The 10,607-nt window shown below is 45.9% G+C and carries 9 protein-coding genes; 2 read left to right on the top strand and 7 right to left on the bottom strand.

Annotation, left to right across the window (positions count from 1 at the left end; all coding sequences use genetic code 11):
- Positions 1-250: 250 nt before the first annotated feature.
- The gene (locus tag K9J17_15765; protein ID MCF8278184.1) at positions 251-1,519 is read right to left on the bottom strand and encodes a metallophosphoesterase; all 1,269 of its coding nucleotides are present in this window, start codon (positions 1,517-1,519) and stop codon (positions 251-253) included.
- 180 nt (positions 1,520-1,699) lie between these two features.
- Here K9J17_15765 and K9J17_15760 point away from each other — a divergent pair, with 180 nt between their 5' ends.
- Positions 1,700-2,455: a DUF4476 domain-containing protein gene (locus K9J17_15760; GenBank protein MCF8278183.1), complete on the top strand. Its 756-nt coding sequence runs from the start codon at positions 1,700-1,702 to the stop codon at positions 2,453-2,455.
- 87 nt (positions 2,456-2,542) lie between these two features.
- Here K9J17_15760 and K9J17_15755 read toward each other — a convergent pair whose 3' ends face one another.
- The gene (locus tag K9J17_15755) at positions 2,543-3,979 is read right to left on the bottom strand and encodes a GIY-YIG nuclease family protein (protein MCF8278182.1); all 1,437 of its coding nucleotides are present in this window, start codon (positions 3,977-3,979) and stop codon (positions 2,543-2,545) included.
- Between the two features lie 65 nt (positions 3,980-4,044).
- On the opposite strand from K9J17_15755, the gene dtd reads away from it, so the two are divergent.
- Complete coding sequence (gene dtd, locus K9J17_15750) at positions 4,045-4,497, top strand: D-tyrosyl-tRNA(Tyr) deacylase (protein ID MCF8278181.1); 453 nt, start codon at positions 4,045-4,047, stop codon at positions 4,495-4,497.
- 75 nt (positions 4,498-4,572) lie between these two features.
- Here the strand turns inward: dtd and K9J17_15745 are convergent, their stop codons facing one another.
- Genes K9J17_15745 through K9J17_15725 form a run of 5 tightly spaced genes read right to left on the bottom strand, consistent with a single transcriptional unit; the run spans position 4,573 to position 10,598 of the window.
- Entirely contained in the window at positions 4,573-4,770 is a 198-nt protein-coding gene (locus tag K9J17_15745) for a DUF433 domain-containing protein (protein MCF8278180.1), read from the bottom strand.
- 47 nt (positions 4,771-4,817) lie between these two features.
- On the bottom strand, positions 4,818-6,227 hold the full coding sequence (locus tag K9J17_15740; protein MCF8278179.1) for a KAP family NTPase: 1,410 nt from the start codon (positions 6,225-6,227) through the stop codon (positions 4,818-4,820).
- Between the two features lie 57 nt (positions 6,228-6,284).
- Entirely contained in the window at positions 6,285-6,572 is a 288-nt protein-coding gene (locus tag K9J17_15735) for a gliding motility-associated C-terminal domain-containing protein (GenBank protein ID MCF8278178.1), read from the bottom strand.
- Between the two features lie 9 nt (positions 6,573-6,581).
- The gene (locus K9J17_15730) at positions 6,582-7,004 is read right to left on the bottom strand and encodes a hypothetical protein (GenBank protein ID MCF8278177.1); all 423 of its coding nucleotides are present in this window, start codon (positions 7,002-7,004) and stop codon (positions 6,582-6,584) included.
- A 42-nt stretch (positions 7,005-7,046) separates the two neighbouring features.
- Positions 7,047-10,598 (bottom strand): gliding motility-associated C-terminal domain-containing protein, encoded by a 3,552-nt coding sequence (locus tag K9J17_15725; protein ID MCF8278176.1) that lies wholly within the window; start codon positions 10,596-10,598, stop codon positions 7,047-7,049.
- Between the last annotated feature and the right edge of the window lie 9 nt (positions 10,599-10,607).

Raw genomic sequence — 10,607 nt, 5'->3', positions numbered from 1 at the left:
AGGGATGTAAGCATTCAGTCAAAATAGAAGATTGAAAAAAGGGCGTTCCGGTTATCGGAACGCCCTTTTCAATTGCAGTAAGTCGGAGACTAATCGTACTTAGGTTTACCTTTTTTGGCGCGTTTTTCGGCCTGTTTTTCCTTTGTAGATTTTACCGGCTCTTTCTTGACCGCTTTCTTCATATCTGTGCCTTTGGCCATGATCGTTAGATTTTAAGTTGAGCAATTTTAGCGAAATTTCAGTTCTCTCGTTACGCTCTTCTTAACTCGTGCAGCGTAATTTCTGGTGGCATTCCTACACGACCAGGAAAGATGAGATAGCCCATGCCTCGGTTAACGTAGAGGTATTGATCAGCCTCTTTGTACAATCCTGCATAGCGTTTGTAGAACAGTTTGGCTGCGCTGATTTCTACCAATCCGGGAATGGAAACACCCATTTGTCCGCCATGCGTATGGCCCGAAAGCGTTAGGTCAACGTTTTCCTTCGAAAGGATATGATGGTCCCAATGCGTTGGATCGTGGCTTAGAAGGATTTTGAACGGAACATCTTCCATTGTCTCCACCGATTTCTTGTAATCGCCACGGGTTGGGAACCATCCTTCTTCGGTGTATCCCCAATTTTCCACGCCAACCAGACCGATCTTTTCCCCATCCTTTTCCAGAATGTCGTGCTCGTTCAGCAGCATGTTGAAATCCATTCTGCGAATGATCTCTGCCACGCCATTCGCATTCTCGGTCTTTTTTTCTTCCGTTAGTTTACCACCTCGACCCCAACCATAATCATGATTGCCCAAGATGGCGTACTTGCCATGTTTCGCTTCCAGTTTCTGGAAAACAGGTATCCAAGATTCAGCTTCTTCTGGGGATTCATTCACGAGGTCGCCCGTGAAGAAAATGTAATCTGGTTTCAGCTCGTTCACCATGCGAACTGCCTCTTCCAATGGTTCGAAGTTATTCTCAAAGCTTCCGAGGTGGAGGTCAGAGATCTGTGCAATCCGAAGTCCATCAAACGCTTTCGGAAGGTTGTCGAAACTCAGTTTATTCTCCAAAATACGCCAGCCGAATTTTCCTTTGGTAGTTCCCCAAAGAACAGAACCCAGCATGAGTCCGCCTACACTCAAGGCAATCGTATTCATGAAGGTTCTTCTGGGCATGGTGGCACCAGCAGCTTTCTTGCCAGATGTTCTGAAATGCACGTGTCGGCCTAGCAATACAAGATCTGCCAGCAATTGAAAGATGCAAATGGAAAGCAGCGTAACAGAAAGGGTTACCGCTCCTACAATGGTGTAATTACGCACCATCGGATACGCCCGATATTCATCTCTGTTTATGGCAAAATAAGAGGTGGTTGCATAGATGAAAATGGAAACAAAAAGGAAAATGATGCGGAATAGCCACTTGTATTTCGGTAACATTTTGTGCGTGAGAATGTGCACAGAACGATACGAATAGGCGATAAGCACTCCGGTTCCAAAAAGTATGAGATAGTACGCTAGCATTTCGGGTGCAAACTTACCCATTGTAAGAGGCGGATAGTTGGCGTTTGGCAAAAATTAAGAATAAAACAATGGCGCCCCTTTTCGGACCGATGACAAAGCACGGGTTTGTTGATCGGGAGGCATTTGTTCTTGAAGAACACGGTCAAAAAGGTTTGGCACGCCAATTGGAATGCAAGCAATGAACCTTTAAAACTAAACGCCATGAAAACGCTTACAACAACTTTAGCACTGGTTTTGGCTGTTGGATTTTTGGCGGCAATGCCGTCTGGATCTCAGTTGCACATCAACCTGGTTGGACATCGACCAAACATGATCATCGTGTTCAACGGTCAGTCTTATTCTACAGCTGGCAACGCTTTGAATATGGGAATGGTGGCGCCAGGAACATATCCGATAAAAGTGATGCGACCTTCTCACTGGGGAGATCAAGGCGTGGTTTATGCAGGTAGCATCTCCGTTCCGCATCATTCAGATGTAACCGCATTTATCACTCCGAATGGGATGAAAGTGAGCGCGCAGCCTTTGGCCAACAACGGCCCAAGCTACTGGGATGGAAATTGCGGTAACGGCACAGTTGTGATTCCGAATGCCAACGGAAACGGTGGTTTTGTAAGTCAACGTCCACAACACCAACGACCAATTGAGCCCATCGTTTGTGCTCCGGTTATGATAGGAATGCATCCAGATGTGTTTGCGAGTGCGCTTCGCAGTATCGAACTGCAATCGTTCGATTCGGATCAGATACGTGTGGCAAAGCAGGTCATTAGAACCAACGGTGCCTCATCGCATCAGATTGCAGAGATCATGCGCTTACTGAGTTTTGAATCGAGCAGATTGGAAATCGCCAAATTTGGGTTCCAATTCGTAGGAGACCCAGCCAATTACTACGTGGTGAACGATGTGTTCTGGTTCTCAAGCAGTGTGCGTGAGTTAGACAGATTCATCAACGGATACTGATTAGCGTCATTGCGAGCGAGGAACGAGCGCGGCAATCCTCATACTAGAAACAGATTGCTTCGTCCTTCGTCCTCGCAATGACGAGCTTCAGAAATCCCGGCCTTGGTCGGGATTTCTTTTGTATTCAATCAGCTTGTCGCGCTTGTTTTTGGCCAAGTAGCTGCGAATGATCTTGCGCGTATCGGGATTATCGCTTTGCTTGCGAATAAATTCCAAGATATTCTCTAGCGGTTGGTTGGCTTCCTCTTTATCTATGAAGCCGTAGCCAACGTATTTGCCGTCTTCAACCTGAACCAGTGAATATTCTTCTTGGGTTCTGCCTGTGCCGATTACCAAGGTATTTTCCATCGTCATGCCCAATGAACGTTTGGCAGCATTCAATCGCTTGTTGTATTGATCGGGTGTTTCCAGCCCCATTTTAGAACCTCGACAGTTCTTTATTTGATAATGGAAACAATTGCCGCTGATGTTATGAAGACCGAGCAAACATTGACATAGCTCGTGCTTTTTGGCCTGATTGAGCAACAGTCGTTTCCCTTCGTGATAACTTCTTATTTCTACCAAGGGATCGTTCTCCAATTTCTTTTTGCGCTGAATGGAAAGAGAGAGGTATCCGTTTTCGTCTGCCTGTTCGTAAATCCCGTAGGGGAAATACGGTTGTTTTTGCGATGAGTTGATGGGCGGTTGCAGCTTCTTTATCTCCTGCGATTCGAGGAGCAAAGCCACCAATTCGCTACCCGTTTCTTCAAACGAAATGGTATGAACCGCTTTCCATAGTTCTGCCCATTTCTTCTTCTCCTTCGGATGAAAATGACTGAGTACGCGCTTTTTGATGTCGATGCTTTTGCCTACATATAGGATCTGCTCATCGCCATCATACATATAATAAACACCAACGGTAGAAGGCAGATTCTCGAGCTCTGATGCTGGCAGGTTTGGCGGAATCCGCACATCGGGCATGTCGGGTTTTATGCGACTGAAAACCGTGGTCGGATCTTTCTTGAACAGACGCTCGAATAGAATTGCAGTTGCAGCCGTGTCGTCCAAGGCACGGTGATGGCTGTCCATCTCAATGCCCAATGTGGCGCAGAGTTTTCCTAAACTATAGGACGGAAGATCAGGAATGATCCTTCTGCAAATGTCTATCGTATCGAGGGTTTCGCGTTTGAATTCCGTTTTCAGTTGGGCAAACTCTTTCTTCAGAAAACCATAATCGAACGAAACGTTGTGCGCCACAAACACGCGGTCTTTCGTCATCTCAAAAATGCGATCTGCATGTTCGGCAAACAAAGGCGCATCGGCCACCATCTGATCGGTAATGCCTGTCAGTTTCACCACATAGCGGTCAATGGGCCGTTCGGGATTGAGTAGCGTAGTGAAGCGTTCCAGTTCCTGAATACCATCATGAATGATGATGGCGATCTCCGTGATCTTGCCATCGTGGATGGTTCCGGTCGTCTCAATATCAACAATCGCGAACTGCGTAAGAGGAAGCGAAAGCTGGTCGGCACCGGGTTTTGACATTGCTTCAAAAATATGGAATTGCCAATGGATAAACGTCTGCCTGAAAACATGTTTATCATTGCATTATGAGAGTGGTTCTACAGCGCGTAAAACGCGCTTCGGTAACGGTCGATGAAACCGTGGTTGGCAGCATAGGCGCTGGCGTATTGATTCTATTGGGAATAGAAGCAGCCGACACGCCCGAAGACATTGAATGGTTGTGTGGGAAGGTCTGCCGCATGCGCATTTTCAATGATGCAGAAGGCGTCATGAACCTTTCGTTGGAAGAGAGCGGTGGAGAAGCCTTGGTGGTTTCTCAATTTACCTTGCACGCCAGCACCAAAAAGGGAAACCGTCCATCATACATAAAAGCTGCACGACCAGAACAGGCTGAACCGATGTATGAGCAATTCAAAACCAAATTATCTAGTATGCTGATGAAACCCGTTCCCAGTGGCGTCTTCGGTGCCATGATGGATGTGGAATTGGTGAACGATGGCCCCGTTACGATTCTGATGGATTCGAAGGAGAGGGAGTGAGTTGAGTGATTGTCATTCTGAACTTGTTTCAGAATCTAATGCGAAAACAGATGCCGAAACAAGTTCGGCATGACGCTAGCGTAGACTGTAACGTCTAGCAGCTTGAATCTGTTCCCGTGTCAGACTTCTATGATCATCCAAAATTTCCTCATCAGACATCCCCGCATTTATCCAATCTAAAAGTTCATTTAAGGTTATCCGTGTGCCTCTGATACACGGTTTTCCAAAACGGATCTCAGGGTCAACGGAAACGAAGTCAGGATAATTGCTCATCGCGTTAGTCAGTTTTCAATTTTAAACAATGGCATACAACTGTACTGTTACGATTCTGATGGACTCGAAGGAGAGGGAGTGAGTTCTTGATTCATTTCTAGTATGGATGATTTTTCAAAGTAATCAATCAGGCGTTGTGGATTTTTTAGACTTCTCATTATCTCGGAACCAGATTTGTGTTGAAGTAAGAAACCGGTGTATGCTTTGTAATCAAGTTGTCCATGCCCATTTGGTCTTGATTCATAGGCAAATGTTTCTAAATCGCTTAAACTGAAAAGATTAACGAAAACAGAGTTGTATTCTCTTATTTGGAAACTATAAATGTCAATTGATCTTGATCCTCTTTCGTCCGTTTTTATTAAATGAGGTAAATTCTCATTGAACGCGTTCATGATTTCTCTTCTATATATAGCCGAGTTCCATTGGTTTTTGATTGCTCGATAGTATATCGTAATTAATTTGAAAAGAAAGTGGTCTTTGGATCTAATAAGCTCAATAACGATTAGGTCTTCCGTAAGAATCGTATCATTTAAATAATGATGAGTGAACCTAAAACCATTAACAAACCTTTTGACATCTCTTGGTGTATGTATGCAGTAGCTAACCAAGGACTTGAATACAGCATTTCCTGATAGGTCTACATGAAAAGTTTGATTAATCAGTTCAGTACTGTATTTCAATAGTTTTTTTGATTCAATTTCAGGAATCCTGATTGGTATTTGAACTATCTTTTCGATAAACGCTTTACCGTCTTCAATTTTTCCATCCGCATAATTTTCCTTAATGGATTTAGACACCATTTCAAAATCAAAGGCAACGACATAAATGATTTTTTTGAAATTGGCGATGAGCCTAAGCGTTTTGAAAAGCACATGAATTTCATCTTTACTTAACCTATCAACATCATCAATAAAAATGACCACTGGGTTTGCGTTTTCAAGCAGTTTTTTGTCAATCTGTTCCTTGCAATAAACTGCGTTCATCGTAACGGATTCATTCCCGATTTCCGTAATTGCTTTCGAGATTTTTCCAGCAGAATTGGATGCTAAGGAAATTAGTGGCTGGTACTTCTTAATCAGACTGATCAATTCAGTTTTTGAATCCTTGGTTAGACCAGATAGTTCAACAATTGTGTTGAATAGAGAAATAATGAGGTGCTCTTCCGAATTGTACATCCACGGATTGAAAAAGGCAGTTTGGACAGATTCTGGAAGAGAATCGTCCAGCATATGCATGATACTGGATTTCCCAAATCCCCAGGAACCATAAAGTCCAATGATCATGTTTTCTTCAATGTCCTTGAATTCGGGATTTTTATCGGTATTAACTTGGGTTGTTTGACTATGGATGACTTCTGCAATAGCCTTGACAAAATCGGCACGGCCAAATTTGTCGTCCTCAACCGACTTAATTGGTTGGTCAGTTAGAAACTCAATCTCTTTTCTTTTCGCACACATGGCGTTGGTATTATTGAATACGTCAATAATACTGAAAGACCTTGCTAAAATGAGTGGTTAATTATTCCGAATCACATGAATATAACCGCTTCCCTTAAAGAATTTCACACCTCCTAGGTGGCGGCCTTTGGCAATCACTTCGTAGATGTAGCGGTCTTGTTGCACGGGTTCGCCTTTGTAGGTGCCATCCCAAAATGGGTCGTCAATGGAATTCATCTTGTAGATCTTGGTTCCCCAACTTCCCGATATCTGGAGTTCAAATTCTACCACGCCTGAAGACACGATCTCGAACACATCATTCAGTCCGTCTCCATCGGGGGTAAATGAGCTGGGAATTCGAGGTATTAGCTCGGACTACTTATCAAACTCTTGATGATACTTTTTGACAAAAATATTAAGTTTCTCTTCGTCAAGAGCCCCATCAGCGGTTACCACACCATCACCAATCAATTTCTTAATGAGCATTTCGCCTTTTAACCCATAATTAACCTCTTTAGACTCAACAGTTTTATCAAAACCAGGGAAATATACTTTCGTGTAATCATCACCTTTATATTCTTTGGTACCCCCGTTACTGAACTTGGCGTATACGATCTCTTCAGTGGTTCCCAACTTGAGAAAATGAGTTTCAGCCAACTGCCATTCATAATTGAAATCTAGAATTTCAACTTTGTCAATCGTCACTTTCCCCTTTTTCATTTGGATCTTCTGAGCAGAAGAGTAACTGAAAGAAAGGATTGTGACAAGGAAGGAAAGAAGGATGTTTGTAGGTTTCATGGTTAAAGTTTTGAGTGCGAGTCAAAAATAACACTTTATAAGCTAATCGTTATTCCGAATCACATGAATATAACCGCTTCCCTTATAGAATTTCACACCTCCTAAGTGGCGGCCTTTGGCAATCACCTCGTAGATGTAGCGGTCTTGTTGCACGGGTTCGCCTTTGTAAGTGCCATCCCAAAATGGGGCGTCAATGGAATTCATCTTGTAGATCTTGGTTCCCCAACTTCCCGATATCTGTAGTTCAAATTCGACCACGCCTGAAGACACGATCTCGAACACATCATTCAGCCCGTCTCCATCGGGAGTAAACGAGTTGGGAATCCAAAGTTTGAACTCGGGCTGCACGCATACATCAAAATCAAATTCATCGCTGCAGGTTCCAAGTTCGTTCTCTACATAAAGTGTAACGGTGTAGGTTCCCGTATCGGCATATTCGTGGGTTGGATAAACACCATAGCTGTAATCTTCGGTGGTGCCATCACCAAAATCCCATGTGCCACGCGCTGCACCTTGGCTCAGGTCGATGAATTCGGCCACAGGGTCAGATTCTACCATGCACGGGCCATTCGGATTGGGCGTGAAATAGGCCGTAACGTTCGGGAAATAAGGAATGGTAACGCTTGTATCTAAGCTGCAAAGGCTTTCCAATTCGGTTACCGTAAGTTGATAGGTGGTAGCCGCTGGGCCATAGATGGTATTGGTGAAATTGGGTGGCGATGAATGCCATTGATAGCCGTAGGGAAATGTGCTTGGAATGGCCTGAGCGCTGGCATATCCCACGGCTCCATAGCACAGCGGATCGCTCGTTTCGAACTCAACAGTAAACGGCTCTTTTACAAATATGTAAATGGTATCGGTAACCCGATCAGAACATCCATCGGAAGTAATGATCACGTAGTTGGTGGTGGTATCGGGGTAAATTTCCTGCGTGGCAAACCACGATACGTTCGGATTCCATTCAAAGTCGAAAAGCGTTCCATCTCCGCCAGAGGCGTTGACGCCAATCGTAACTCCATCGCCCTTGCATACTTGTTGGTTATGACCGATTCTTTCGGTGGTTATCGCTGGCGAAATGGAAACCAGCATGTCTGCGTGCACTTCGCAACCAGCGCTTCCCTGATCGTAGGCGATCTGATGAATGCCTTCTCCAGCCAGTGCGGGATTGAAAATGGTATCGGTCATTCCATTGCCCGAAAAAACACCATTGGCAGGAAGGCCGATGAGCGCTATGGACGAATCGGTAAAGCAATAGGTGTTTTGCAGTCCGATGATCTGCGCAGGCTCTATCTGATAAACGTCCACCATGCACGAATCCCAACAGCCGCTCGGAGCCTGGTAATAGACCCAATGCTGACCGATTCCAACCACTTGCGGGTCGAAAAGGCCGCTTGGCGAGATGATGCCATTTCCATCCCACGTTCCACCTGCGGGCAAGGCCGAAAGTTGAATCGGGTCGCCTGCTTCGCAAACGGAAGTGTCGAACATGGTATTCTCATTTACGATGAAAACGGTGCTGTCAACACAGGTATTGGCTTCGTAATACAAGATGTGGGTGCCGCTTCCAGCATCGGCCGCAACGAATTGACCACCGTTGGTTCCGTTTACGCCTGGACCAGTCCAAACGCCACCACCTGGATAGCGCTGAACTCCAGCCCAATCGAGGGTTAGAGCATCATCGTATAAACAGAAATCCAGACTGGAATACAGAATGGCTGTCTGTTGCACGTAGACGATTCGCTTGTCCGTACAACCATTAACGGAGTACGTAAGCGTGTCGTTGGTCAGGTCGGGTGCAATGGAAGGGTCGTACAGACCAGCAGGCGAAACCCCGATGCCGCTCCATGTTCCGCCCGTTGGAATGGCAGTTAGTTGAACCGGAGCCTGTTCTGGACAGAGCACGAAATCTCCTCCAGCATCAATCTCCGAAACGGTCACATCTACTGTAGCAGAACAGCCATTGATGTCATAAGTAATCGTGTGCGTTCCCGGGCCAGCTACCGCAGGATCGTAAGATGCCCAATACCAATTTGTGACACCCGTTCCGCTCCACGAACCTCCGAATGGCGTTACGCTGAAATTGAAGGGAGGATCCGACTCGCAAACGGTCATGTCTGCCGGCATGGTGATGTTGCTTACTTGAACGATCTTGGTATCCGTGCAGCCATCGGCAGTGGTGTAGGTAATCGTGTATGTTCCAGCCGTGCTTGGGTCGAAAATGCCCGCTGCTGTTGTAAATGGTCCTGACCATATTCCTCCTGCTGGATAACCATTGGTGAGCTGAAAAGGCGCGGCATTTGGGCAGGATGCTTGGTCGTAGCCAGCCCACACATCATAGACTTCAGATTGAATGGAATCGGTGCAACCGTTCAGGTCGGTGTAGTAGGTCCAAGGAGTTCCGTAACCGGAATCTGGCCGGAAGACGCCAATAGGATCATTGATGTGCGAACCGCTCCAATTTCCACCTGCTGGACTTGCCGTGATGGTGAAAGGAGCTGCATTTCGGCACACATCCGCAATGGGGTCGATCACTGGTGGTTGAATGACGGTGATGGTTGTTTGGTCCGATGCCGAAGCTGCTGGACCTGCATCGCTCACCGTGACCGAGTAAGTGGTGTTTACTGTAGGGCAAACCAAATGAGGCCCAGCGGAATTGGGCAGTCCATTGCTCCACGCAAAGTTGTAGGTATTTGGGTCGCCACCAGAAACTTCCGCCCAGATCTCAATGCAATCGCCCAAACAAACGGTCTGATTTTCTTCCAAGATCTCGACCTGCAGTGGGCAATCATTCACCACAAGCGAACCTTGCGCTTCCAATGTGAATTCGTTTCCGCAATCATCGGCATAGTTGTAAACGAAATCTACGGTGTACGTGGCGCTGTTATCCAAACCCGGACTGAGCGTGAGTTCGTACTGCGTTCCATTTCCACCATTGCAATTGATTGGGGTGATGTTGCTGATGGTCTGTCCGCCAGAAAGCGTGAAGGCTGAAGGATAGACCGAATCGCAAGGAACAGGCGTGTCGAAGGACATGACCACCACTTCGGTGCTGCACGTTGGGGCAACAGGATTGAAGGTGATGATCGGTGGCTCTGGTTCTTCAACTTCCACTTCCCAGTAGGCCAACCAACCTTCGCAGGCCACACCTGCGGCATCAGATACCCAATGAACCGTAAGGCATCCAGAAGTGGCGATGACAGTAGGAGGAAGGTCTTGGCCAGAAATGGGTGCGCCAATTTGTGGTGCATTCATGTTAGGGCCATCATAGAATGTGATGATATCAAATCCTGCTTCGGAGCAGAATTGGAAAAAGGTCATTTCAATGCTGATGGCATTGGGCACGCAGATGGTGAAGGTGTAATCTTCGCCATGAGCGTAATCTTCCCCGTTCTGTCCGCCATTGCTGTCGGTGAAATAACCCTCGCAATCATCTGTAGTTATATCTCCAACAAGCGGGTACGTGTTCTGTGCCTGAAGGAAAAAAGGGAAAAGGAAAAAGGAAAATAGCAGGAGCGAGAAGAGAGAAAAACAGGTACAAGTATTCTCATCTTCCGTGGAATCTGTGGAAATCGGAGAATTTGTGACTAAAAGCATGTCTTCCTA

The sequence above is a fragment of the Flavobacteriales bacterium genome, from assembly GCA_021739695.1.
Taxonomy (GTDB): domain Bacteria; phylum Bacteroidota; class Bacteroidia; order UBA10329; family UBA10329; genus UBA10329.
This window is presented reverse-complemented; position numbering and strand designations above follow the sequence as displayed.